The 24,442-nt window shown below is 56.5% G+C and carries 21 protein-coding genes; 12 read left to right on the top strand and 9 right to left on the bottom strand.

The annotated features are described in order from the left end of the window. Positions 1 to 41 precede the first annotated feature (41 nt). Complete coding sequence (locus ACR0LN_RS08880; protein ID WP_480429125.1) at positions 42 to 1,580, bottom strand: sulfatase-like hydrolase/transferase; 1,539 nt, start codon at positions 1,578 to 1,580, stop codon at positions 42 to 44. A 274-nt stretch (positions 1,581 to 1,854) separates the two neighbouring features. Here ACR0LN_RS08880 and ACR0LN_RS08875 point away from each other — a divergent pair, with 274 nt between their 5' ends. The 4 genes from ACR0LN_RS08875 to ACR0LN_RS08860 are packed head-to-tail and all read left to right on the top strand — an operon-like array spanning position 1,855 to position 5,753. Then, the gene (locus ACR0LN_RS08875) at positions 1,855 to 2,967 is read left to right on the top strand and encodes an ABC transporter permease (protein ID WP_480429124.1); all 1,113 of its coding nucleotides are present in this window, start codon (positions 1,855 to 1,857) and stop codon (positions 2,965 to 2,967) included. Position 2,968: 1 nt separating this feature from the next. After that, positions 2,969 to 3,784, top strand: a complete 816-nt coding sequence (locus tag ACR0LN_RS08870) for an ABC transporter ATP-binding protein (RefSeq protein WP_480429123.1) — start codon at positions 2,969 to 2,971, stop codon at positions 3,782 to 3,784. Positions 3,785 to 3,789: 5 nt separating this feature from the next. Then, entirely contained in the window at positions 3,790 to 5,106 is a 1,317-nt protein-coding gene (locus ACR0LN_RS08865) for an MlaD family protein (RefSeq protein ID WP_480429122.1), read from the top strand. Next, on the top strand, positions 5,103 to 5,753 hold the full coding sequence (locus tag ACR0LN_RS08860; protein WP_480429121.1) for an ABC-type transport auxiliary lipoprotein family protein: 651 nt from the start codon (positions 5,103 to 5,105) through the stop codon (positions 5,751 to 5,753). Before ACR0LN_RS08865 ends, ACR0LN_RS08860 begins: the two co-directional genes overlap by 4 nt. 39 nt (positions 5,754 to 5,792) lie before the next feature. On the opposite strand, the gene ACR0LN_RS08855 is transcribed toward ACR0LN_RS08860, so the two are convergent. From ACR0LN_RS08855 to ACR0LN_RS08845, 3 genes are all read right to left on the bottom strand, one after another. Continuing rightward, a complete protein-coding gene (locus ACR0LN_RS08855) occupies positions 5,793 to 7,784 on the bottom strand; it encodes a vWA domain-containing protein (RefSeq protein ID WP_480429120.1) in 1,992 nt (663 codons plus the stop codon). Further along, positions 7,781 to 8,320 (bottom strand): RNA polymerase sigma factor, encoded by a 540-nt coding sequence (locus ACR0LN_RS08850; protein ID WP_480429119.1) that lies wholly within the window; start codon positions 8,318 to 8,320, stop codon positions 7,781 to 7,783. Before ACR0LN_RS08850 ends, ACR0LN_RS08855 begins: the two co-directional genes overlap by 4 nt. Before the next feature lie 61 nt (positions 8,321 to 8,381). Then, entirely contained in the window at positions 8,382 to 9,962 is a 1,581-nt protein-coding gene (locus tag ACR0LN_RS08845; RefSeq protein ID WP_480429118.1) for an FMN-binding glutamate synthase family protein, read from the bottom strand. Between the two features lie 196 nt (positions 9,963 to 10,158). Between ACR0LN_RS08845 and ACR0LN_RS08840 the strand changes: the two genes are divergently transcribed. Together ACR0LN_RS08840 and crcB are read left to right on the top strand one after the other, a co-directional pair. Then, positions 10,159 to 10,554 carry a fluoride efflux transporter FluC gene (locus ACR0LN_RS08840; protein WP_480429116.1) on the top strand — a complete coding sequence of 132 codons (396 nt, stop codon included), beginning with the start codon at positions 10,159 to 10,161 and terminating at the stop codon, positions 10,552 to 10,554. Next, the gene (crcB, locus tag ACR0LN_RS08835; protein ID WP_480429114.1) at positions 10,551 to 10,913 is read left to right on the top strand and encodes a fluoride efflux transporter CrcB; all 363 of its coding nucleotides are present in this window, start codon (positions 10,551 to 10,553) and stop codon (positions 10,911 to 10,913) included. Before ACR0LN_RS08840 ends, crcB begins: the two co-directional genes overlap by 4 nt. A 50-nt stretch (positions 10,914 to 10,963) precedes the next feature. Here crcB and ACR0LN_RS08830 read toward each other — a convergent pair whose 3' ends face one another. The 4 genes from ACR0LN_RS08830 to ACR0LN_RS08815 are packed head-to-tail and all read right to left on the bottom strand — an operon-like array spanning position 10,964 to position 14,955. After that, the gene (locus ACR0LN_RS08830) at positions 10,964 to 11,290 is read right to left on the bottom strand and encodes a cytochrome o ubiquinol oxidase subunit IV (protein WP_480429113.1); all 327 of its coding nucleotides are present in this window, start codon (positions 11,288 to 11,290) and stop codon (positions 10,964 to 10,966) included. Beyond that, positions 11,283 to 11,915 (bottom strand): cytochrome c oxidase subunit 3, encoded by a 633-nt coding sequence (locus ACR0LN_RS08825; RefSeq protein WP_480429111.1) that lies wholly within the window; start codon positions 11,913 to 11,915, stop codon positions 11,283 to 11,285. The genes ACR0LN_RS08830 and ACR0LN_RS08825 overlap by 8 nt, the downstream gene beginning before the upstream one ends. Then, a complete protein-coding gene (locus ACR0LN_RS08820) occupies positions 11,912 to 13,996 on the bottom strand; it encodes a cbb3-type cytochrome c oxidase subunit I (protein ID WP_480429110.1) in 2,085 nt (694 codons plus the stop codon). Before ACR0LN_RS08820 ends, ACR0LN_RS08825 begins: the two co-directional genes overlap by 4 nt. Then, on the bottom strand, positions 13,993 to 14,955 hold the full coding sequence (locus tag ACR0LN_RS08815; protein WP_480429109.1) for a cytochrome ubiquinol oxidase subunit II: 963 nt from the start codon (positions 14,953 to 14,955) through the stop codon (positions 13,993 to 13,995). Before ACR0LN_RS08815 ends, ACR0LN_RS08820 begins: the two co-directional genes overlap by 4 nt. A 187-nt stretch (positions 14,956 to 15,142) precedes the next feature. Here ACR0LN_RS08815 and ACR0LN_RS08810 point away from each other — a divergent pair, with 187 nt between their 5' ends. From ACR0LN_RS08810 to galU, 6 genes are all read left to right on the top strand, one after another. Next, positions 15,143 to 16,378 (top strand): lytic murein transglycosylase, encoded by a 1,236-nt coding sequence (locus tag ACR0LN_RS08810; protein ID WP_480429107.1) that lies wholly within the window; start codon positions 15,143 to 15,145, stop codon positions 16,376 to 16,378. Positions 16,379 to 16,778: 400 nt separating this feature from the next. Continuing rightward, positions 16,779 to 18,407 (top strand): peptide ABC transporter substrate-binding protein, encoded by a 1,629-nt coding sequence (locus ACR0LN_RS08805; RefSeq protein WP_480429105.1) that lies wholly within the window; start codon positions 16,779 to 16,781, stop codon positions 18,405 to 18,407. 67 nt (positions 18,408 to 18,474) lie between these two features. Further along, complete coding sequence (gene oppB / locus ACR0LN_RS08800) at positions 18,475 to 19,398, top strand: oligopeptide ABC transporter permease OppB (protein ID WP_480429103.1); 924 nt, start codon at positions 18,475 to 18,477, stop codon at positions 19,396 to 19,398. A 10-nt stretch (positions 19,399 to 19,408) separates the two neighbouring features. Further along, on the top strand, positions 19,409 to 20,338 hold the full coding sequence (locus tag ACR0LN_RS08795) for an ABC transporter permease subunit (protein WP_480429102.1): 930 nt from the start codon (positions 19,409 to 19,411) through the stop codon (positions 20,336 to 20,338). A gap of 1 nt (position 20,339) precedes the next feature. Further along, complete coding sequence (locus ACR0LN_RS08790; RefSeq protein WP_480429101.1) at positions 20,340 to 22,145, top strand: ABC transporter ATP-binding protein; 1,806 nt, start codon at positions 20,340 to 20,342, stop codon at positions 22,143 to 22,145. A 296-nt stretch (positions 22,146 to 22,441) separates the two neighbouring features. Further along, complete coding sequence (galU, locus tag ACR0LN_RS08785; protein ID WP_480429100.1) at positions 22,442 to 23,335, top strand: UTP--glucose-1-phosphate uridylyltransferase GalU; 894 nt, start codon at positions 22,442 to 22,444, stop codon at positions 23,333 to 23,335. 122 nt (positions 23,336 to 23,457) lie between these two features. Here the strand turns inward: galU and fcl are convergent, their stop codons facing one another. After that, on the bottom strand, positions 23,458 to 24,435 hold the full coding sequence (fcl, locus tag ACR0LN_RS08780; protein WP_480429099.1) for a GDP-L-fucose synthase: 978 nt from the start codon (positions 24,433 to 24,435) through the stop codon (positions 23,458 to 23,460). Positions 24,436 to 24,442 lie beyond the last annotated feature (7 nt).

The following is a 24,442-nucleotide window of genomic DNA, read 5'->3' as shown; positions in this document are numbered from 1 at the left end:
ATCGGATACCTCACAGGTGTAGGGGGCACAGACGCGACAGATTATGCCGGATAGCGCGGTTTGGGTTTTGCGCCCTCGGGCGTCAACGAATACAGAGACAACGTGTGATCCATGTTGCGCATCCGGTGCCGCAACATCTGCCGCCCCAAACGCGCCAGATCTGGCGCGTATTCGGGGTCTGTGGCGACGTTCTCCAACTCTCCCTTCCCTTGATGGTCGAACAGGATTGGTGGCAAGTCAGCGGCAAATTCAACCAGCGTAAAGCGGTCATCCCGCAGAATGCTAAGGCACGAGTCGCTATTGCCTGTACCCAGTTGCTGCTGCCATGGCGTCGGGTTTTGCGGCTCTGAAAAGTCCAACTCACTGAATGAATAACTCCGCCAGTCCTTTGGCACCTGCCCCTGCAGCAAAGGCATCAGTGACCGCCCGTCCATTGAATTCGGAACCTCTCGCCCGACCCATTCCAGGATCGTCGGAGTGATGTCGATGGACTCGGTCGGCGCAGACACCACCGTACCGGCCCGCGCCTGATTGCCCGGCATACGGATCATCAGCGGCGTGTGGTAGGCGGCATCATAGACCGTCATCTTGCCCCAGCTATGACGATCGCCCAGCATCTCGCCGTGGTCAGCGGTAATCACCAGAAGGGTATCGTCGCACTGACCACTGTCCTTAAGAAACTGGATGACGCGACCAACGTGATGATCCACTTCGTTTGCCAACCCCAGATACACCGCGCGCAGGGCTTGTATGTTCTCGGGTGTTGGATCGACAGCATCAAAGCCTTCGACAAAATCTGCGGCTGTCTGATTGTCCATCGCCGGACCAAAGAACGGGTGCATTGCCCGTTCTGCCGATGCCTCATCAAAACCAGACGGCAAAGGCAATGCGGCCGGGTCGTACATGTCGTTGTAGGGCGCAGGGGCCACCAGCGGGGGATGTGGTCGGATATAGGTCAGATGGGCGAACCAATTTTGGCCCTTGAACGGCGCAATGTTCGATAGAAACGCGTCTGTCAGGAACGCAGTGTCGCTGTCTTCGGCACGATATAGGGCAGGATCGTTCAGGCGTGGCGTCGCGCCGGCTTCGGAAGCTGGTTTGTATAAGTCCCAGTAGTTGTCGAACGCATAACCTTTCTGCATCAGGTGCCCGCGCCAGGGGTAGGACTCCTCAAGCCGCATCTCGATCACTTCGTGAAACCCGACCATAGGGTTTTCGTAGGACTTCAAAAGCGGATCGCCCGCATCGTGCACTCGCGGATCGGCGGCAGTATCGGTGTACCCAAACAACATAGGAAGATAGCCGGCCTTGCGCATCTCGGTCGCGATATTGGGAATGTCGTGCCGCAGGGGTGTGCCATTGCGCACCGATCTGTGGTTCATCGCGTATTGCCCTGTCAGGATCGATGCGCGTGAGGGGCCGCACGGATTGGTGACCGAGAAGTGGCGATCAAAACTGACCGCCTCTTCCCTGAAAGCACGCAGGTTGGGCAGGTCGACATGGGCGGCAAAAGCACCGTTCAGGCAATCTGCCCGCAATTGGTCAATGATGATGAAAAGAACATTTCCGGCGTGCTTCATTTTTCTAACCCTGATTCCACCGAGGTGTTTCAGAATCGAACTCTGTAGCGGTTCCGCAGTCCCGGCAAGCGGTTCTTAGACCTGTTAAATGCTCAGGCTTAATAGAAGTTTCCGAACAACAAATGACCTTGTTAACCAAACTTGGGCACGGCGGCCAATCTCGTCCCTGAAATTGTCACACCCTTGCTATGGTACGGTGCCAAATGCCGTGCCCGCGCAAAAATCCGTTGCAGGTCAATACGGTTTCACATCACATACGGCCATGACGCAGCCCATGATACATTCGGACCATGACGCCGACGGCGTCTGCCTGCGGATTTCGGGCGAAATGCTGACCCAATCTTTGAGTGCCGTGGAACAGGCATTTGCAGCGGTTAAGCCTCAAGGTGGCAATATCACGTTTGACCTTTCCGGGGTCGAAGCGTTGGATACCAGCGGAGCTTGGCTGATCGCCGATCTGGCACGGCGCGTCCGCGCCGGGGGTGCTGAAGTAACGTATGAAGGGCTGAAACCGGCCCATTCCGCCCTGCTAAAAACAGTTGCGGAAAACATGCCGGACGAGCCGGGGGTAGTGTCCGAACAACGCGGATTTGTCGATTGGGTCGCGAGCATCGGCGCGCGTACGGTCGGCGCGTGGAATGACACCCTTTCTATGCTGGGGTTTCTGGGCTTAACGCTTCATCGGCTTGCCAGAACCATCGTGATGCCGTGGCGGCTGCGTAGGGCCGCCTTGGTATCCCAGATGGAAGAAGTCGGCTTCAAGGCCATCCCAATCGTCGCCTTGATGGGCTTTCTGATCGGCGTTGTGTTGGCGTTCCAAGGTGCCACTCAGCTGAAACAGTTCGGGGCCGAGATTTTCGTGGTCGAACTGATCTCGATCTCTGTTCTTCGCGAATTGGGGATTTTGCTGACCGCCATCATCGTTGCCGGCCGGTCCGGGTCGGCGTTCACTGCATCAATCGGGTCGATGAAGGTTCAGGAAGAGATCGATGCCATGCGCACGCTTGGTTTGGACCCGATCGAAGTTCTGGTGATCCCACGCGTCGTGGCCCTGCTGATCATGTTGCCGATCCTCGGCTTCATCGCCGATATCTCGGCCTTGATCGGCGGCGGGTTGATGAGTTGGATCGACCTTGACGTCAGCCCCGGCATGTTCGCCACCCGACTGAAAGAAAACACCGGCATATGGCAATTTGCGATCGGTATGATCAAAGCACCGTTCTTTGCGCTGGTAATCGGCGTCATCGCCTGTTGGCAGGCGATGCAGGTCAAAGGCTCTGCTCAAAGCGTAGGACAAAGGACAACGGCTTCGGTAGTACAGTCGATCTTTATGGTGATCGCGCTGGACGCACTGTTCTCGATCTTCTTTTCGGTGTTGGAGGTCTGACGTGGACGGAGTCGTTCTGCAAAAGACCTCGGAGACAGGCACACAGCGCGAGGCGGTGATCCGTGTTCGTAACCTCACCAATCAGTTTGGGCCGCAGGTCGTCCATCAGAACCTTGACCTGGATGTTTGGCGCGGTGAGGTGCTGGGCATCGTAGGCGGATCGGGCACTGGTAAGTCGGTCCTGCTCCGCACAATTGTCGGCCTGAACAAGCCTGCTTCGGGCAGCATCGAAGTGCTGGGCGTCGATGTATTGAATGGACCCGAGCAAGAGCGACGTCGCATCGAAAAACGTTGGGGCGTCGCGTTTCAGGACGGTGCTTTGTTCTCTTCCTTGACGGTGCTGCAGAACGTGATGGCTCCGCTGCGTGAACACACCGGTATCAGCGAAAACCTGATGCAGGCACTAGGGAGCCTGAAAATTAGCCTCGTCGGTTTGCCGCAACTGAGCTGTGGCAAGTTTCCGTCCGAGTTATCAGGCGGCATGCGCAAACGTGCTGCACTGGCCCGTGCGCTGGCACTGGACCCGGAAATTGTATTTCTGGACGAGCCCACGGCCGGTCTCGACCCCATAGGGGCTGCCGCCTATGACGAGTTGATCGGCGAGTTGCAGCATGCTCTTGGTTTGACCGTTTTCATGGTCACACATGACCTCGACAGCCTCTACGCCATATGCGACCGGGTCGCAGTGCTTGCGGAAAAACGGGTTCTGGTTGAAGGACCGATTGAAGAAATGACCAAAGTCGATCATCCTTGGGTGCAGGGATACTTCACCGGCCCCCGGGCACGCGCTGCGCAAGAGAAGGGGCAGGACAGGTAGAGGCCATGGAAACCCGAGCGAACTATATCCTGATCGGCGCATTCACCCTTGCGGGCATCCTTGGGGCGTTTGGCTTTTTCCTGTGGCTGGCGAAATTCGAAGTCTCGCGGCAGTACGCTTATTACGACGTGCTTTTCGACAATGTCTCGGGCCTGTCTGCGGCCGGTGGGGTCAGCTATAACGGCCTTCCGGTGGGTCAGGTGATCTCGTTGCAGTTGGATGACAATGATCCGTCCAAAGTAAGGGTCAAGCTTGAGGTCGACGCCGATATCCCTGTGACCGAAGAGACGATTGCACAGTTGCAATCTCTTGGTGTGACTGGGGTCAGCTATGTGGAACTGTCCGGCGGATCAAGCAGCGGAACGCGGCTGCCTCAGAACAGTGTGATCAAAAGCAAACGCAGCGCCATCCAGTCACTGTTTGAAGGCGCTCCGAAAGTGCTGGATGAGGCTGTCACACTGCTGGAAAACCTCAACGCAGTGGTCGACGACAAGAACCGCCAATATGTCAGCGACATCCTCGACAACCTTGCCTCGGCTTCGGGTAAGCTTGAGAATACGCTTTCGGATTTTGAAACACTGTCCTCGGATCTGGGCGGGGCGGCCAAGAAAATCGCTGATTTTACAGACGGGTTAGACACGCTGGTGGCGTCTGCTGAAACGACGCTGAACACGGGAACAGACACCCTGAAAAGCGTAAAAACTGCGTCTGAATCTGCAACCGCCGCATTGGACACCGCCAAGACCGCGATTGAAAACGCGGATCGCGTGATTCAGGACGACGTGAAACCGTTCATCGACCGCGCCTCGACCCTGGCTGAAAATCTGAACGGGCTGACGGATGAGGCCGAAGTGTCTCTGGCGACGATTTCCGAAACCTTCGTGAACGCCAATGAAACACTTGGGTCGATCACCGGTACGATGGAAACCGCAAATGACACCCTGGCCTCGGCAGAGCGCGCCTTTGACTCGGCCAACAAAGTCATAAACGACGATGTCGGCGCTGTGATGGAGGACATCAGTTCAGCTGCGAACGAAGTGGCGAGCACGGTGAAGAACGTCACCGAACGGCTGGACGACATCTCGGCCGATATCCTCAGCGCATCGCAATCCGCGTCCGAACTGTTGGGCACCATCGACGGCATCGTGCAGAACAACCGTCGCCAGGTGTCTGATTTTCTGCGGGTCGGCCTGCCCCAATTCACGCGCTTTGTCGAAGAGTCGCAGCGGCTGGTCATCAGTCTGGACCGGTTGGTGGACAAGGTCGAACGTGACCCCGCGCGCTTCCTACTTGGAACCCAGGCATCGGAGTTTCGCCAATGATCAGGTTTATTGTTTTGGCGGTGGCACTGGTGTCGCTTAGCGGCTGCACGGGCTTGGGCACACTGCGGCAGGCATCCAAGCCAAATGACCTGTATCTGCTAACCCCGAAAAGCACCTTTTCAACCTCACTTCCGCGCGTTCAAAAACAGATCGTGGTGCAGGAGCCGACGGCCACGGCCGCAGTCAACACTGATCAGATTGCGATCCAGCCCACGCCTCTGCAGGTCCAGTACCTGCCCCGCGCGCGTTGGGTGGACCGAGCGCCACTGATCGTGCAAGCACTGCTGGTGGAAAGCTATGAGAACAGCGGCAAGGTTGCAGCTGTCGGCCGTTCAACCGTCGGTCTAAGAGCGGACTACGTCATCGTACCGGATCTACGGGAATTTCAAGGGCTGGCGATCACCAACCCAGATGGTTCGCAGACCATCCGCGTCGAAGTGCGTATGAACATCAAGATCATCGACGAGTATGAGGACAAGATCATCGCCTCGGATTCATTCCGCGAATTCGTGGTTGCCGCCAGCGACAAGACCCCCGATCTGGTTAAGGCTTTTGACGACGCGTTAGGCAAAACCATGCGGGATGCGGTGGAATGGAGTGTGCGAAAGATCAACACCCACGCCGCCAACAATCCCAGACAGTTCTAAGCTGTGAAAATGGACGCCGTCGTATGACAGCGCCCCATCTTACTGAGCCAGCGTTTCAGCCAATCGCATTAGGGTGACGGCTTCGGCGCGATATCCAAATGGGTCCTGCCCTTTCGCTGAATTGGCCAGCGCGATTGCATCTTCATAAGACCAAGACCCCAGATATTCCCCGCCACGCAGCAGTTGCCCAAACCCGGCAATCGCGTAGGAGAACTGCACATCCTCGGATGCAGCGCCCTGATCGGGTAGGATTCGCTCTTCGATCAGTCGGCTTGTTGTCGCGCCGGGCTGTTTGTAGCGCAGTTTTAAGTACCCGATCTCGTCCGTCTCCTCTGTTGTTACTTGTTCGGCATAGCGCAGAGGGCCATTACGGATAGCGTCCGAACCAACCGGTGTGACTTCGTAGATCGCCGTGACTGTATGACCCGCACCGATATCCCCTGCATCCACCTTGTCATTCGCAAAGTCCTCACGTCTCAGGGCGCGGGTTTCATATCCGATCAGACGGTATTCAGCGATCTGGGCAGGGTTGAATTCGACCTGTATTTTGACGTCATTGGCAATTGGGAACAGCGCCCCGGTCAACTGATCGACCAGCACTTTGCGCGCCTCGCCCAAGGTGTCGATATAGGCAGCCTGCCCGTTTCCGTTCTGTGCCAGCGCCTGCATGGTGGCGTCATCCAGATTGCCACGGCCAAAACCCAGAACGCTTAGAAACGTGCCGCTATTACGTTTGCGGGCAATGAAATCTTTCAAGGCGTCGGGGTCCGACAGGCCAACATTAAAATCACCGTCGGTGGCAAGGATCACGCGGGTGACCTCGTCATCCGCCGCCATGCTTTCGGCGACCTGATAGGCCTGTTGCAGACCCGCTTGCCCAGCGGTGGAACCGCCGGCCTGCAATTGATCCAATGCTGACAGAATCTTAGTCCGCTCTGACGCCGCAGTCGGTTCCAACACCTGCCCCGCGCTGCCTGCGTATGTGACGATTGAGACCTGATCCTTGGGTCGCAGTTCCGACAGCAACAGGCGGAAGGACTGTTTGAGCAGCGGTAACTTGTTCGCGTGTTGCATCGACCCCGACGTGTCAATCAGAAAGACAAGGTTCAAAGGCGGGCGGTCCTCAAACCGGGGCAACGTTCCCTGAATGCTAATATGGACCAGTTGTGTGCCATCGTTCCACGGCGTCGGGGTCACCGTGATCGTCGGACGGAATGGCGTATCTCCCTCGGGCTCGGGATAGTTGTACGGGAAGTAATTCATCATCTCTTCGACCCGCACTGCGTTTTTCGGCGGCAATTGACCCCGCATCAATGAGGACCGGACAATCGAATAAGAGGCCGTATCGACGTCAATCGAGAAGGTCGACACAGGGTCTTCAACCGTAGCTTTCAAAGGGTTTGTATCAGCGTTGGCAAACGCTTCGGTATCCGCTTCTGGCACGAGGCTCGGATCTGATTGGGCTGGGCGTGGCGAAATTGACGGGGCTGCATCAAGCAACGCACCAGAAGCTATTCCTAAACCTGCGCTACTGTCGGCTTCCGAACTGAAAGAGCGTAAACCGGGCGATGAAACCGCTGACGGCTCGGCGACGCGTTCTTCGATGACCAACGGTGCCTCGACCACTGGTTCGGAAACAGCCCCTTGCGGAACGGCGTGTGAAAGGTCGCCATCCTGATCAATCTCGGTTGTTTGCACCTGTGGCTCAGCACGTTTGGTGTTCGGCAGTGAAGTTGGGTTTTTCGCAAAGTCCCAAGTCTGCGGCAGGATCACAACCAAAGCCACGGCGGCAATAGCGGTTGTCGCGGTTAGGGCTCCGCGATGGGATAGGACGTTCAACATCGATTTTGCTCCTTGTGTCAGGCGGGCTATCGGGTCCCGCTTGACAGTCGGACGCATGTCGGCATGCGATCCTTGGGCACGGTCGAAGTTTTTCTGCGCCAGTTCCAGATTTTCCGCCCGGCGTTGCGCGTCCGGCGCGGGTGTTGCGGCCTCCATCAGCGTTTTGAAATCTTCAAGATCGTCTGTCATTCTGCCAGCTCCTCTTGCCGAAGGGCGCGCAAGCGTTTGCGGATTTCCGACATGCGCCACGACACTGTGCCTTCGGACACGCCTAGCACCTCGGCAGCCTCGGCATGAGTCATCTCGTCCTCCAGCGTCAGGGCCAGTGTGTCCTGCAAGTCTTGTGGTAAGGATCGCATGGCCCGTTGCAACCAATCGACCGCTTCAGCAGTTTCCGCGGCTTCGGCACGGCGCATCTGTTCCACATCACCCCATCCTGCAGCGGCGCGATTGTGGCTGGCCTGACGTCGGCGTGAATCTTCGGCGGCGTTGACGACAACCCGGTACAGCCACGTCGTGAACTTGGCCTGCGCACGGAATCCAGCGATTTTGGCGGGCAGCGCCGCGCAGATATCCTGCGTCAGATCCTCGGCCAAATCCGCCCGACCTGTCAGGCGAAATCCCAATCTAAAAATCCGGTCGTAATGACGCGCCAAAAGGGAAGCAAACGCGTCAGCGTCCCCTTTCGCGGCAGCCATGGCCAAATCTTCATCCGACGTTGTCATGCGCATCACGATGGGTATGACGGATCGGAAAGGTCAATCCTTGGCGTCTGATAGAAAAAATCTAAAAATGTTCTGCCGTAGCCAATTTCCAGTCTGTCGCGAACTCCTCGGGTATCGCATCTGTCAGCAAAACACCTTCGTCGAGAAAAGTGTAGAGGTCGGCGTAGGATCGCTCCCTTTCATCCGCCAGACGGCGACGAATATCGCTTGGGCGCAGGTCCGAGACCTTTTCCTTGCCCATCGCCCCTAAAAGTTCGCGGAAACTTTCAAGCGTGGCGTCGTGAAAGCGGTGTACCCGTTTGCGTTTCTGTGGCACGTGCACGGCGCGACCGCGGATCGGGTCTTGTGTGGCCACACCTGAAGGACAGCGGTTTGTGTTGCAATGCAGGGCTTGAATGCACCCCACAGCAAACATCATCGCCCGCGCCGCGTTGCACATATCGGCCCCAAGCGCGAATTTCTCGACCATGTCATAGCCTGTCGCAACCTTGCCCGAGCAGATGATCCGGATCTTGTCACGCAATCCAACGCCGCGCAGACAGTTGTTGACGAAGATCAGCGCCTCGTTCAGCGGCACGCCCAACCGGTTGGTGAATTCCACAGGGGCCGCCCCGGTGCCCCCTTCGGCGCCATCGATGGTGATGAAGTCCGGCAGAATACCGGTTTCTAGCATCGCCTTGCAGATCGCCATGAACTCGGACGGCCGACCGATACACAGTTTGAAACCGATGGGCTTGCCGCCCGACATCTCGCGCAAGTGCTGCACAAAATGCATCAACCCTGTTGGACCCTCGAAGGCTGAGTGGATGGGTGGAGAAATGACATCCTGATGCTCGGGCACTCCGCGAATTTCGGCGATTTCTTTATCTACTTTCGCGGCGGGCAACACCCCGCCATGGGACGGCTTTGCGCCCTGTGACAGCTTGATCTCGATCGCTTTGACCACGTCCTTCTTGGCTTTCTCGGCGAACAAGTCCTTATCGAAACCACCGTCCAGTGTGCGGCATCCAAAATACCCGGTGCCAATCTGCCAGATGATATCTCCACCCTCGGCCAAATGATGCGGAGAGAGACCCCCCTCGCCCGTATTGTGGGCAAAGCCGCCGTCCTTAGCCCCACCGTTCAATGCCCGGATCGCGTTGGCACTAAGTGCTCCGAAACTCATTGCTGAAACGTTTAGGCGCGAAGCATTGTAAGGCTGGGTACACTGCGGCCCGCCCAGCATGATGCGTTCTTCGCTTTCTTCCACGTGTTTGGGGGCAAGAGAATGATTGGCTCTGTGATACCCCACAGTCTGAATGTCGAACTGGGTTCCAAAGGCTTGCGTATCCACCTGCCCTTTGGCACGGGAATAAACGAGGCTGCGAATGATGCGGTTGTAGGGGCGTCCGCTTTCGTTGGTTTCCACAAAATACTGACGGATTTCCGGGCTGACGAATTCCAGCATATACCTGAAATGCCCCAGAACCGGATAGTTGTTCAGCACGTTATGCTTGGTTGTCAGCATGTCATACAGGCCGACGACCGCATAGGGGATCAGAACAACCAGCAGCCAATGGGCCGGAGGCCAAAAAAAACCCCACAGCAACGTCAGAGGCAGGCACACATAGCTGAGAAAGTAATAGAGTCTGCGGACAATCATTTCGTGCTCTCCCAAAGTGGCGGTACCGGCTTAGCGGCAAGCGTGGATCAATTCGACGTTTGGTTGCAAGCGTTTATACCCCGCGTCACAGGGTTATTATATCCCCTGATGGGGGCCTTGGACCCGGTCACGGTTGATCCTTAGGGCGGCAATATGTATGCCAAATCACAGATGTAATTGGGCAGAAAGATAGGACGTGACACAGACCCGACCCGCTGCCCTTATGTTTATTGCCGTTTTTGTGGGCGGCGCTGCCGGGTCGCTGCTGCGTGAGGCTTTCGCGGTGCAGATCCCCGGTGTTCCGATTTTTACGGCTACGTTTGGTATTAACATTATCGCCTGCTTCATCCTCGGATGGCTTTATGCGGTTCGGCACCGTGTGCACGCCCACGTCCTGCATCTTGGCGCAGTTGGGTTCTGCGGAGGGCTGTCGACCTTTTCTTCCTTTGTCGCCGAACTTGAGCGCATGGCCTTGACGAATATCTGGGGCGCCATTTCAGCTGCGACACTGGAAATCGTGATCGGCATCGCGGCCGCCATTTTGGGCGAGGCCATCGGAAGGCGGGTTCACAATTCAGGGTCAGCGGGATGAGCGAGCTTTACCTGCACGCCATGTTCGGGCTTGGAGGTGGGTTGGGGGCAGTATTGCGCCATTGGATCGCGTTGCGCGTCAGGCATGACCTTCCCTTGGCAACCTTGATCGTGAACATTCTGGGCAGCCTGCTGCTGGGCTTGTGGATCGGTTATCTTGGCGGACCGGTCGATTTGGGCGAAGAAGAAAAACGGCTGGTTTTTGGGTTCTGCGGGGGGTTCACGACCTTTTCCAGTTTTGCTTACCAGTCACTGGAACTGCGGCGCGAGCGTACGATTGCGCTGGCCGCAGCGAACATCATGCTCAGCCTGATCTTGTGCTGGTTCGCGCTGTGGCTGGGCTTGTTGTTAATGCGTTAAAGAGCCACGACCGCTTTTAAGTATTCTTATTTCAAGCCTTTAGCAGGTGGCTACATCGGATAAGTGTGCATCCGCACCGCCAGATTTCCCATAATCCACACCGTTCCGAGGATGATAATCAACAAAACGAGCGTTGAAAAAAGGACAAGATCCAAGTCCTCGCGGCTGCTGCGTCGCCGGTCGATATGCAGGAAGTAGACCAGTTGCACAATCAATTGCGCCAACCCCAGTAGTGCGATTGAAAGGTAAACCCCTTTGGTTTCAATCCCGTATTTGTAGGCAATCGTGAAAACGGCGATTGTAAGCAACAATGAACCGCCATAGCCGACGACATACCGGCGGCGTTCCCGCTGATGCATCTCGCTTCGGTTATCCATAGGCCAGCCCTCCGAAATATACGATGGTGATGATGCCGATCCAGATCAGGTCTAGGAAATGCCAGAATAGGGCCAACCGCACGACGCGCGACATCAAAAGATCAGTCAGGCCAAACATCCGCAGCTGGATGCCAAGAACAACCAACCACAAACACCCCGCCGCCACGTGCAACCCATGCAGCGGAACCAAACCGTAAAACGCCGACAAGAAACCGCTGCGCTGTGGGATGCCGCCTTTTTCGGCCATCGCCAAAAAATCGCGGATCTCCAGCACCAGAAAGCAGAGCCCTAGAACCAGTGTCACAAAAAACCAGAATACGATCCGCCATCGGGGCAGGTTGTACTTCAACGCCAACATCGCCAACCCGACGGTCAGGCTACTGGTCAGCAGGATCATAGTTTGGGCGAAAATGCTTGTCAGGTCGAACAGCTCGTGCGGGCCGGGACCGCCTGCCTGCGCGTCGATCATGGTGATATAGATGGCGAACATCAGGCCGAAATAAACCAGGTCGCTCATCAAAAAGACCCAGAAGCCGAAAGTGACAACCTCGCTTGCCTTGTCGGCACTGGCGTGTCGTCGTCCGAGATTCAGACCCGGATAACTGTGCGTCGGTGCGCGCTTCATGTCGTCGCCTCCAGATCAGGGCGGGCCAGGCCGCGGTTTTCTGAAGCGATTTCATGATCGCGATCGACGGCCGTTGAACTATGAACCAGATCCAACCAGGCCTCGTGCTGTTTGCGCACCTCTTCAGCGGGGATGACCTCTTCAATATTCAATCTGAAGGTCCAGAGGATGAAGGACAGCAACATCAACGCTGTCATCAGTACAGCCAACCACCAGATCCACCAGACCAGCGCGAACATCCAAACACCGCTGAGCACACAAAGCAAAAACCCGATGGCAGTATTGCGTGGCATCGAGATGTCTTCGTAGGAATCCGGCGTCGGATAGGCGTCACCCCGCTCCTTTGCGGCCGCGAAATTATCCCTGTCCGTAACCTGCGGAATGATAGCAAAGTTGTAGGGTGGTGGAGGCGCCGGGATCGACCATTCCAAAGTGCGGGCATCCCAAGGATCACCAACCGGTACACGGGTTTTATCGCGGTCGCGGATGCTGACCCAAAGTTGAACGACCACCGACAACAGGGCCATCAGGATCACCAGCGCGCCGATGACGGCGATGATCATATAGGGGTGAAAGCTGGGGTCCTCCCAGCTGAACGACCGGCGTGGCATTCCCATAAGGCCAACAAAATAAAGCGGAAGGAACGTCAGCATGAACCCGACCGTCCACAATAGAACTGTGATCCGGCCCCAATACTCGCTCAGGCGGAAGCCAAAGGCTTTGGGGAACCAGTAATTGTAACCCGCCAGCAGGCCGAACAACACGCCCGGCAGCAGCACGTTGTGGAAATGCGCAACCAGAAACAGGGTGTTGTGAACCTGATAATCGACCGTGGGATTGGCCAGGATCACGCCCGACAGCCCTCCGATCACAAACAGCATCAGAAACGCCAAACCGTAGAGCATCGGCACTGAAAACCGGATGCGGCCGCGATACAGGGTGGCCATCCAGTCATAGACTTTCACACCGGTTGGGATCGCGATCAGCATAGTGGCAATCCCGAACACCGCATTGATCAAAGCACTCTGGCCCATGGTGAAGAAATGGTGCAGCCAGACGGTGAAAGACAGCACCGCGATACACATCGTGGCGATCACCAGCGAATTGTAGCCGTACAGCCGCTTGGCCGAGAAGGTGGCGAACACCTCGGAATAGATGCCATAGGCGGGCAGAACCAGCAGATAGACCTCGGGGTGGCCGAACAGCCAGAACAGGTTGGCGTAGTTCATCATGTTGCCGCCGAGGTCATTGGTGAAAAAGTGGAAATCCAAGTAACGATCCGCTGCCAACATCAGCGCAGCGACCCCTAGCGGCGGCATGGCAAAGATAATCAGGATCGAGCTGCTGATAATCGTCCAGCAATACATCGGCAGGCGCATGAACTTCATCCCAGGCGCACGCAACTTGTAGATCGTGACCGCAAAGTTAATACCGGTCAGAGTGGTGCCGATACCCGAAACGACAATGGCCCAGATCCAATAATCCGGCCCCACGCCGGGGTTGAAGGCGGCACCGGTATACGGCGGATAAGCCGTCCAACCGCCTGTCGAGAAGTTACCAACGACCAGCGACACCATCAGCATCATGCCCGCCGAAACGGTCAGGCCCAGGCTGATCTGATTCATCACCGGAAACGCCACATCCCGCGCGCCAATCATCAGCGGGATCAGGAAATTCGCGACCCCGAAGACAAAGGGCACGGCGACAAAGAACACCATGATCGTACCGTGGGTGCTGAACAGTTCGGCGAAATGTTCAGCTTCCAGGAAACCTTCGCCGGGCCCCGCCGCCTGCTGGGCGCGCATGACCACGCCCTCCAACACGCCACGCGCCAGCATGACGATGGCGAAGACGATATACATGATACCGATCTTTTTGTGGTCAGCACTTGTAAGCCAGTCGCGCCATAGTGGCCCCCAAAGTCGGAACCACGTGAGCAACCCAACTACGGCGATGACACCTATGATCACAATTGCCGCGGCTGCATTGGCCACAATTTCATTCGCGTTGGGGTCTTGGATCAGACCTGCAATCGGAAAGGAATCCCAGCTCAGACGCCCAAAGAAACCGGTTTCGGTCATTGTGCACCCTCCTGCCCGTATTCAGCCGTGCCCGGTTGTTGATCTACCGGCAGCGCCTGTCCGCCGTGGTACCGGTGTAGGATGGTTTGAAACAGATCGCCCTCCTCCAGCGTGAAATACAATGCGTTGAGTGGCATTTGCGCGGTTCCCAATGCCGCATGCACCTCGTCCCGATCTGTGCGCATGGCCAGTGTTCGGTAGGTGTCATCGGTCAATGGGATGCCATTCGCCCGGACACTTTCCACCCAAGCATCAAAGTCCTGAGGCTGCATCGCCTGGGTCAGAAATTTCTGTTTGGTAAAACCGCGGCCATTATAATGAGTGTTTTCGCCCTGCATCGTCTTCGGCGTATCCGCGGCCAGATGCAGCTGCGTCGTCATCCCCGGCATGGCATATATCTGACCGGCCAGAGCGGGGATCATGAACGACTGCATCACCGTATCTGTGGTCAGCGTCATCGCGATCTGTTGTTTAACTGGGATGCCGAATTCACCGACGGTTGCGATGCCCAGATCGGGGTAGATGAACAGCCATTTCCAATCCAAACCAACGACTTGCACGTTCAACGCGGGCGTCTCGCCGAAGGTGGCCGCGTAAGGGTCCAGCCGGTGCGTTGCTTTCCAAAGATAAAAGGACAACAAAGCCACGATCACCACCGGCACGCCCCACATGGCGAATTCCAGTTTTGGAGAGAAGTCCCATTTGGGCCGGTACGCCGCAGCACTGTCGTTACGCCGCCGGTATCGCATTGCTATCAGTGGCACCAAAACCAAAACAGGAACCACAGCGATCAGGATCAGGATAGTTGCCCGTATAAGGTGCGTTTTCTGCACCGCCGCAATCGGGCCTTGCGGGTCCATGAAGCTATCGCTCGCCCAAGCGATCTGTACCGAAGCGGCCACAATCACAGCCGTCATCACTACGGTCAGCAATATGGCTGAAGGTCTGAGTAAGGCCACGCCTGATCGTCCTCTTACGTCGTCGCTTTCGGCCAACTATCGGCAGTGTCAGGAAATTTCACAAGGTTTTTTCCAAAACCGTCGATTGTCCTACACGTCGCCTGAACAACCGTTACATTACGATTATGCAAATCTCCGCCAATGCTGTGGTTGACTTAACATTCGCAGCGCGCAAGATTTTCTGGCGATGCGTCGACTTTTTCTCGTCTTTTTCGTCCTGACTATTGCGACCAGCGCGCATGCGCAGGATCGCGCTGTGGTCGAGAGTCAATTTCAAGAGTGGCTTCAAGATATTGTATGGCCACGTGCCAAAGCCAAAGGTGTTTCGCGCCGAACGATGCGCCGGGCGTTTGCAGGGGTCACACTCAACTGGAAGCTGCCGGATTTGGTACCTCCGGGCAGTTCCGCGCAGGTGCCCAAACAGCAAATGCAGGCCGAATTCGGATCGCCGGGGCGCTACTTCAATAAAGGGTCTGTTCAGGGGGCTACGGTCACAGGTCGACAGATGGCGCGTCGGCATTCAGAGACTTTAGCTCGCGTTGAGGCTGAAACAGGCGTGCCCGGCCGCATCATCCTGGCAATTTGGGGCCGCGAAAGCGGATATGGGCAAGTTCCCATTCGCCACAACGCCTTTCAGGTGCTGGCTACAAAAGGCTTCATGAGCACCCGCGCCGACTATTTCACAGAAGAGCTAATTGCCGCCTTACGGATTGCAGAAGCCGGGCACGCGCCGCCGGGTTCCTTGAAAAGCAGCTGGGCCGGGGCGCTGGGTCAGCCTCAATTCATGCCCTCAAACTTTCTGACATACGCGGCCGATGGCAATGGCGACGGTCAATCGGATATTTGGGGCTCTCCTGACGACACGATCGCATCGATCGGGAACTTTTTGGACCAACACGGGTGGATTACCGGGCGTGACTGGGGCTTTGAAGTGACCGTTCCCCCAACGGTTTCCTGCGCTTTGGAAGGACCTGATCAAGGTAAGCCCATTCGGGATTGGGTCAAAATGGGTGTCACACGGGCGTCGGGCAGACCGTTCCCCGAGCATGAGTTGCAAGGCGAAGGATTCCTGATGATGCCCGCTGGGCGCAACGGGCCTGCCTTTATCGTCACGCCCAATTTCTACGTTTTGAAGGATTATAACAAAAGCGACCTCTACGCCCTGTTTGTAGGTCATGTGGGGGACCGTATTCAGTATGGTGTCGGCGATTTTCAGGAACGCTGGGGCAAAGTAGGCAAGCTTTACCGATCAGATATTGCCGCCATGCAAAGGGCATTGGAACAACAAGGTCACGATGTCGGTGGGGCAGACGGCCTACCCGGATTCAAAACGAGACGCTCGATCGGGCGCTGGCAACAGGCAACGGGCAGCGCGCCTACCTGCTTCCCGGAATCCAGCATGAAATCCGCTCTGGCGCAGTAGCGATTCGCACCTGCCGTCACGTCAATTGACAGATTTCCTGGCTGCCCACGGGTCAAGCTGCGACTGCGGTCTTCACAAAAATGTCAAGAACACCCCTAGTTTCATTATTATATTTCCGGCGACGCAAGGGCGTGGATCACAATCCACCTGTGGTTGCCTAATTTTAAGGCACCATCTTTATCCTCCCTGCAAATAGTGCCACCTTCGACGCCAGTGAAAGGCGACTTTCGCAAACACGTTCCCGACTGCATACCAAAAGACTGCGACACGGTGTTCATTGCGAACTGACAAAGCAAAATTCGAACCCATCTCAGTCCTGTGCAGCGTCGGACAAACATGGTGGTCGTCCGCCATCCTGAAAGGATGCGCGCGCCGAACCCCAAAATGGGAGTAGAAAAACATGAACACACACATTCGGACAACTCTGGCGGGGCTATTGGCTTCGACCATGATCACCGGCGCCGCATTTGCCGCCGGCACCCATCCGACAACCGGCGAAGCGCTGGCCGAAGATCAGACCTTTATCTATCGCCTTGGCGATGAGCACAGCTCGGTCGACCCGCAGGTTGTCGAAGATACCTATGGCGCAGAGATTACCCGCGACCTGTTCGAAGGGCTGATGAATCAGGACGAGGATGGCAATCTGGTACCGGGCGTCGCCACCGGCTACACCACCAACGATACCAAAGACGTCTACACCTTCACCCTGCGCGACAATGCCAAGTGGTCGAACGGCGATCCAGTGACAGCAGGTGACTTTGTCTACGCGTGGAAGCGTGCCGTCGATCCCGCCCTGTCCTCGCCCTATGCGTGGTTCATGGAATTGATGTCGATCGAGAACGCGGCTGAGATCATCGCAGGCAATAAACCGATTGACGATCTGGGCGTCAAAGCCATTGATGACCACACACTGGAAGTCACCCTCAGCGCGCCTCTGCCGTATTTCCCGCAGATGACCACGCATTCGACCACCTTCCCTGCCCCGCAGAAGGTGATTGAGGAACATGGCGACGCCTGGACCCGCCCCGAGAATATTGTCTCGAACGGCGCCTATATCCTGACCGAGCATGTGCCGCAGGAACGTTCGGTTCGTGAACGCAACGAAATGTACTGGGACAATGAGAACACCATTCTCGACAAGGTGGTTGCACTGATCATCAATGACGAAAACGTTGCCCTGACCCGCTATCTGGCAGGCGAACTGGACCGCACCGAGGTGCCCGCTGGTCAGTTCCCACGCCTTAGCCAGGAACACCCGGATCAAGCCATCAGCTTCCCGCGCCTGTGCAACTATTATTACACTTTCAACCTGACCGAAGACGGCCCCGAAGCGTTCAAGGACCCCAATGTGCGTCAGGCGCTGTCGTTGGCCGTGGATCGTGCGATCATTACCGAAAAAGTCATGGCTGGTGGCCAGCCCCAAGCCTATACCTTTGCGCCGGAAGCCACCGCTGGTTTTACTGTTCCCGAGGTTGAAATGGCTTCGATGACCCAGCCCGAACGCGACGAGCTGGCCAAAGAACTATTGGCTGGTGCCGGATACGGCCCCGACAATCCGCTGAGCTTTGAGATGGTCTACAACACCAACGAAGACCATAAAAAGGTCGCCGTGGCGCTGAGCCAGATGTGGAAACAGAAGCTGGGCGTGAATGTCGAGCTGGCCAACATGGAATGGAAAGTGTTCCTGGAAGAGCGCGGCAACCAGAACTTCGATCTGGCCCGTGGCGCATGGTGTGGCGACTATAACGAGGCGTCCACTTTCCTTGACCTGCTGCAATCGCAGTCGGGCTATAACGACGGCAAATATGCCAACGCCCGCGTTGACGAGCTGCTGGCGCAAGCCAAAACCGCGGATGATCCGGCGCCTCTGTATACCGAGGTCGAGCGGATCATCGCACAGGAAACCCCTGTGATCCCGATCTATCACTATGCGGGCGTCTACATGATGGACACCGATGTCGGGAACTGGCCGATCAACAATGTCGAGCAGAACTGGTATTCGAAAAACCTCTACAAGGTCGCCGAGTAATCGTCTTTGAACCACGCCCTGCCCCGGGATCGCCCGGGGCAGGGCCAATAAACATTGGGGGCATGAAATGCTTGCCTATAGTCTAAGGCGACTGCTGGTCGCCATTCCGACGATCCTGTTGCTGATCGTCGCCTGTTTCTTTCTGATGCACTTCGCGCCCGGCGGGCCTTTCACGTCCGAGCGGCCCCTGCCCCCGGCGGTTCTGGCCAATATCGAGGCACGCTACGGGCTGGATCAGCCGCTGTGGAAGCAGCTTTGGGACTACCTCTACAACATCGTCGTGCATTTTGATTTCGGCCCGTCCTTCAAATTCAAGGACCGGGACGTGAATGACATCATCGCACAGGGTTTCCCGATCTCGCTTACCTATGGCTCACTGTCCTTCTTGGTGGCGACCACCATCGGTGTTGGTCTGGGGATCGCCGCCGCGATCAAGCACAACAGCTGGATCGACTATTTCGCCGTGGGTCTGGGAATTGCTGCACAGGCGCTGCCGAACTTCATCATGGGTCCGATCCTGATCCTGACCTTCACCCTGTGGCTGGGCTGGCTGCCCGGTGGCGGCTGGAACGGAGGGCAATGGCCTTACCTAATCATGCCGGTGATTGCGCTGGCGACCTCTTACATGGGCTCGATCGCGCGGATCACACGGTCGTCGATGCTGGAGGTTCTGAACTCAAACTTCATCCGCACCGCCCGCGCAAAAGGTTTGCCTACCAGAACTGTGATCTGGCGCCATGCGTTGAAGCCGACTTTGTTGCCCGTGGTGTCCTATCTGGGGCCGGTTTTCGTCTACGTGCTGACCGGTTCAGTGTTTGTCGACATCTATTTCTCGACCGGTGGTCTGGGACAGGCCTATGTCGGATCGGCCCTGTCGCGCGACTATGCCGTGCTGTTGGGCGTCACGATCCTGTATGGCGCTTTGACCGTTGTCGTGAACCTGCTGACCGACCTGGCCTATGCCTGGTTCGATCCGAAAATCCGTTACTGAGGGGCTGGCAATGCTTGGTAAATCACAAAAAGCCGCCCAGCTGGCCGAAGACGTAACCGACTTCACGGTCATTCAGGGGCGTTCGCTCTGGCAGGATGCGCGGATGCGCTTTGTCCGTAACAAGGCCGCAATGGCCAGCGTGTTCATTCTGACTCTGATCGTTCTGTTTACGATCATCGGCCCGTTCTTCGCAGTCTGGAATAACGAGGAGATCGACTGGAACGTTATGGGGGACGTGCGCGGCATGGGGATGCCCTCGATCGATACCGGGCACTATTTCGGTGTCGATGATCTGGGGCGTGACCTCTATAGCCGTGTTATTCAGGCGACAACGACATCTTTGCTGGTGGGTCTGATCGGGGCAGCAACCGCACTGATCGTCGGTACCTGCTATGGCATCGCTGCAGGCTATATCGGTGGGCGAACCGACAGTGTGATGATGCGCTTTGTCGACATCCTGCTGGCGATCCCGGCCACGCTGATCATCATCCTGTTGCTAGTTGTCGCCGGGCGGTCGTTCTTCATGCTGTTCATCGCGCTTGGTGCCGTGGGATGGCTAACCATGGCGCGGATAGTTCGGGGGCAGACGCTGACCCTGAAAAACCGCGAGTTCATCGAGGCGGCGCGCGCCGCCGGTGTTAGCGAGTTCACCATCATGTATCGCCACATCTTGCCTAACCTGTTGGGCGTGGTGATCGTCTATGCGTCGCTTCTGGTGCCCGAGATGATCCTGACCGAAAGCTTCATCTCGTTCCTAGGGTTGGGAATTTCGGAACCCTACACCTCGCTTGGTCGTCTGATCGCCGAAGGTGCGGGAACGATGGCCTATGGCACCCTTTGGCAGCTGATGTTCCCCCTGACTTTCTATGTCGCCATCATCATCTCGATGTTCTTCATCGGCGATGGTCTGCGTGACGCTCTGGACCCGAAGGATCGCTGATATGAGCCTGTTTTCTGTTAAAGACCTGAGCGTCCAGTTCGACACTCCTGATGGCGTGGTCGAAGCCGTCAAAGGCATCAGTTTCGACATCAACCCGGGCGAGTGCCTTGGTATCGTCGGCGAAAGCGGGTCGGGCAAAAGCCAGACGTTCATGGCCGCGATGGGGCTGTTGCCACCAGCTGGGCGGGCGCTGGGATCAGCCATGCTGAACGGCAAGGAAATTCTGAACCTGCCATTGGGTAAGCTGAACAAAATTCGCGGCTCTGATGTGGGAATGATCTTTCAGGATCCGCTGACCGCGCTGACCCCTCATCTTCGGATCGGCCAGCAAATGCGTGAGGTCCTTCAAGTGCATGAAGGGCTGCAGGGCTCGGCTGCACGCGCCCGTTGTCTGGAATGGCTGGACCGCGTGCGTATCCCCGAAGCGAAGCGGCGTCTGGATCAATATCCGCATGAGTTATCGGGTGGTATGCGCCAGCGCGTGATGATCGCCATGTCGATGTTGTGTAATCCCAAGCTGCTGATCGCGGACGAGCCCACCACGGCATTGGACGTGACCGTTCAGGCTGACATTCTGGATCTGATGGTACGTCTGCAAAAGGATGAAGGCACCGCGATTGCCCTGATCACCCATGATATGGGCGTTGTCGCGCGGATGTGCGACCGTATTCAGGTCATGCGACTGGGTCAGTTCGTCGAAGCCGGAGACACACGCGAAATCTTCCGCGCGCCGCAGCACGACTACACTCGATCATTGCTTGAGGCGATGCCGCGCATAGATGCCGGAGACGCGCCCAAAGCGTTGGACAAGGTCGACGAGCCGCTGCTCAAAGTCGACGACGTCAAGGTGCATTTCCCGATCCACGTCAAGGGCGGCCTGTTTGGTCGCAAAGTGCCACTAAAGGCCGTCGATGGCGTCAGCTTTGATATCCGCAAGGGTGAAACGCTGGGCGTCGTGGGTGAGTCGGGCTGTGGCAAGTCAACACTGGCCCGGGCAGTTCTTCAGTTGATCGAACCCAGCGGCGGCAGTGTCAGCTGGCTGGGCCATCCGATTGTCGGCCTCAGACGGGCCGAGCTGAACAAGTACCGCAAAGACCTGCAGATCGTCTTTCAGGACCCGCTGGCCAGCCTCGATCCACGCATGACCATCTCAGCTTCGATTGCCGAACCGCTGAAAACCTATCGCCCTGATCTGAACGACCGCGAACGCAAAGATCTGGTCGCTCAGATGATGGAACGGGTGGGTCTTAAGTCCAATATGATCAACCGATATCCGCATGAGCTTTCCGGTGGCCAAAACCAACGAGTGGGAATCGCGCGGGCCATGATCAACAAGCCCAAGCTGATTATATGCGACGAGGCAGTCTCTGCATTGGACGTGTCCATTCAAGCTCAAATCGTCGAATTGTTGCGAGAACTGCAACAAGAGTTTGGGCTGTCGATGATCTTCATCAGCCACGACTTGTCGGTTGTGCGGGCGGTCTCGAACCGGATCATGGTCTTGTATCTGGGTCGGATTGTAGAACTGGGCGATGGCGAAGTGATCTGCTCTGATCCGATCCATCCATACACCCAATCCCTGATTTCTGCTGTGCCGATCCCGGACCCGGATGTCGAACGCAGCCGTCAGCGATTGAAACTGCCCGGTGAACTACCCTCACCAATGGACCCCAAGGCTGCATTACGGTTTCTACCCAGCCGGTTAGCGACAGGTCAGACTGACTATGTTCCGCAGCTGAGTGAAGTGAAACCCAACCATTTTGTGGCGGAACATGATCCGTTGGATGCCATCCTGAACAGAGCATAACCTGACTGCCCCGAAGTCGATAACGTCTTCGGGGCCTGGATGCATCTGCTGGCTCATTTCTTTTGCTATCCTCCTTGAAGTGCTTACGCCGCGTTTTTTTACCGCGGATCAGAGCATGGAAGCGGGACGCGGTGGCAAATTTAAGCTGATCGTTTTGACATAGTCGCCCTCAGATGGCACCATCTTTGAGGCAGAAGCGCAGACTGTTTGTTAGCGTTGATTGTTATGTTCACAGGGCCTATTAGGTCCCTTAATTCAAGGCCAACAGTCCTTGGAAAATTTGCTTGAGAGGTTATATGGCACGCAAGGTCACGAAGGCGATCTTCCCCGTTGCAGGGCTTGGCACCCGTTTTTTGCCAGCCACAAAGTCAGTACCGAAAGAGATCATGACGCTGGTTGATCGCCCGCTGGTGCAATACGCCATCGACGAGGCGCGCGCCGCTGGAATTACCGAATTCATCTTTGTCACGTCACGCGGCAAGTCCGCACTTGAAGATTATTTCGACCACAATTTGGTTCTGGAACAGGAGCTGAAAACCAAAGGCAAGGACAAGCTTTTGGAAACTCTGAGCGCTACCAACATGGAAAGCGGCGCGATTGCCTATATCCGCCAACACAAAGCGCTCGGTCTGGGCCATGCGGTCTGGTGTGCCCGGCGCTTGATTGGTGATGAACCATTTGCAGTGATGCTTCCCGATGACGTTATTGCGGCCGACAAGCCTTGCCTGCAACAGATGGTAGAGGCTTATGAAGAAACTGGTGGAAACATGGTAGCAGCCATGGAAGTTCCCGCCGAAAAAACCAGCGCATATGGTGTGCTGGATGTGGGCGATAATATTGGCCCGGTCGTCCGGGCACGTGGCATGGTAGAAAAACCCAAACCTGAAGAGGCTCCATCGAATCTGGCGGTGATCGGTCGCTATGTTTTGGGTCCGTCGGTTCTGTACAACCTGAACCAGATGAAGAAGGGCAGCGGTGGTGAGATTCAGCTGACCGATGCGATCGCCGAAGATATCGGCAACGGTGTACCGGTATTTGGCTATAAGTTCGACGGTCAGCGTTTTGATTGTGGATCGAAGGCAGGTTTCCTGCAGGCAACTGTTGCCTTTGCTTTGGCTCGCGACGATCTGCGCGAGGATTTGAGCCAGTACCTGCGCGATATCGTGGCAAGTGACAAGGCAGCGCAGTAACGTACCACTTAAGTCTTTGGACTTTGACGATCTTTACCGGGCCAAGGCGTTATGTGCCTTGGCCTTTTCTTTGCGCGTATGAAGATTTTGAAAGAGATTTCCAGGCGTTCTTCTCGCAGTGGTCATTTGGCACGCAATTCCGTGTCTGCCTGATCTAAAAACCAAGCATAAGTTTCACGAATTCCGTCTTCGAGCCCGACACGCGCGCGCCACCCCATATCCGCCAGTCGGGACACATCCATCAGCTTGCGCATAGCGCCATCCGGTTTGCTGTCATCCTGCGTGATCCGCCCGGTGAAGCCTGTAGTTTTTGCCACCAGCGCCGCCAGTTCCGCAATCGAAACATCCTCGCCGCAGCCCACATTGATATGGCTCAGCATCGGTTGGGTGTTCGCCTGATAGACATCTCGCGGCAGGTCCAGAACGAAAAGCGAGGCCTCGGCCATATCATCCACATACAAAAACTCGCGGCGGGGCTTGCCAGAGCCCCAGATCACCACTTCGTCCTGCCCGTCTCGTTGCGCTTCATGAAAGCGGCGGATCAAAGCAGGTAGGACGTGACTGTTTTCTGGGTGAAAGTTATCGCCTGGCCCATACAAATTGGTCGGCATGACAGATCGGTAGTCGACCCCGTGCTGCCTGTTATAGCTTTCGCACAGCTTGATCCCGGCGATCTTGGCAACGGCATACGGCTCATTGGTCGGCTCCAGCACGCCGGTTAGCAGGGCGTCTTCGCGCATCGGCTGCGGCACCGCGCGCGGATAGATGCACGAGCTGCCCAGTTGAAGCAGGTGTTTAACTCCAGCGGCAAAAGCCTGATGTATCACGTTACATTCGATCATCAGGTTATCGTAAATGAAATCCGCGGGATATGTGCTGTTGGCGTGAATACCACCAACTTTTGCAGCGGCCAGAATGACGACATCTGGACGCTCAGCCTGCATAAAATCCCGTACCGCTGCCTGATCGGTCAGGTCAAGTTCCGAGTGGGTGCGCGCGACCAGTTCAAGCGTCTCGCCCGCTGCCTGCCGTTTTTGCAGACGACGCAAGATAGCGCTGCCAACCATACCACGATGACCTGCTACATAGATCTTACGCATGTCGCTG

It is taken from the genome of Ruegeria sp. AA6 (genome assembly GCF_056542865.1).
Note: the sequence above shows the minus strand (reverse complement) of the source record. Positions and strands in the feature narration are given on the sequence as shown.

Excerpts from the sequence above, each read along its gene's own strand:
- ACR0LN_RS08880 (WP_480429125.1), bottom strand. The coding sequence starts at position 1,580 with ATGAAGCACGCCGGAAATGTTCTTTTCATCATCATTGACCAATTGCGG.
- ACR0LN_RS08875 (WP_480429124.1), top strand. The coding sequence starts at position 1,855 with ATGATACATTCGGACCATGACGCCGACGGCGTCTGCCTGCGGATTTCG.
- ACR0LN_RS08865 (WP_480429122.1), top strand. The coding sequence starts at position 3,790 with ATGGAAACCCGAGCGAACTATATCCTGATCGGCGCATTCACCCTTGCG.
- ACR0LN_RS08860 (WP_480429121.1), top strand. The coding sequence starts at position 5,103 with ATGATCAGGTTTATTGTTTTGGCGGTGGCACTGGTGTCGCTTAGCGGC.
- ACR0LN_RS08855 (WP_480429120.1), bottom strand. The coding sequence starts at position 7,784 with ATGACAGACGATCTTGAAGATTTCAAAACGCTGATGGAGGCCGCAACA.
- ACR0LN_RS08850 (WP_480429119.1), bottom strand. The coding sequence starts at position 8,320 with ATGACAACGTCGGATGAAGATTTGGCCATGGCTGCCGCGAAAGGGGAC.
- ACR0LN_RS08845 (WP_480429118.1), bottom strand. The coding sequence starts at position 9,962 with ATGATTGTCCGCAGACTCTATTACTTTCTCAGCTATGTGTGCCTGCCT.
- crcB (WP_480429114.1), top strand. The coding sequence starts at position 10,551 with ATGAGCGAGCTTTACCTGCACGCCATGTTCGGGCTTGGAGGTGGGTTG.
- ACR0LN_RS08830 (WP_480429113.1), bottom strand. The coding sequence starts at position 11,290 with ATGGATAACCGAAGCGAGATGCATCAGCGGGAACGCCGCCGGTATGTC.
- ACR0LN_RS08825 (WP_480429111.1), bottom strand. The coding sequence starts at position 11,915 with ATGAAGCGCGCACCGACGCACAGTTATCCGGGTCTGAATCTCGGACGA.
- ACR0LN_RS08820 (WP_480429110.1), bottom strand. The coding sequence starts at position 13,996 with ATGACCGAAACCGGTTTCTTTGGGCGTCTGAGCTGGGATTCCTTTCCG.
- ACR0LN_RS08810 (WP_480429107.1), top strand. The coding sequence starts at position 15,143 with ATGCGTCGACTTTTTCTCGTCTTTTTCGTCCTGACTATTGCGACCAGC.
- ACR0LN_RS08805 (WP_480429105.1), top strand. The coding sequence starts at position 16,779 with ATGAACACACACATTCGGACAACTCTGGCGGGGCTATTGGCTTCGACC.
- oppB (WP_480429103.1), top strand. The coding sequence starts at position 18,475 with ATGCTTGCCTATAGTCTAAGGCGACTGCTGGTCGCCATTCCGACGATC.
- ACR0LN_RS08795 (WP_480429102.1), top strand. The coding sequence starts at position 19,409 with ATGCTTGGTAAATCACAAAAAGCCGCCCAGCTGGCCGAAGACGTAACC.
- ACR0LN_RS08790 (WP_480429101.1), top strand. The coding sequence starts at position 20,340 with ATGAGCCTGTTTTCTGTTAAAGACCTGAGCGTCCAGTTCGACACTCCT.
- galU (WP_480429100.1), top strand. The coding sequence starts at position 22,442 with ATGGCACGCAAGGTCACGAAGGCGATCTTCCCCGTTGCAGGGCTTGGC.
- fcl (WP_480429099.1), bottom strand. The coding sequence starts at position 24,435 with ATGCGTAAGATCTATGTAGCAGGTCATCGTGGTATGGTTGGCAGCGCT.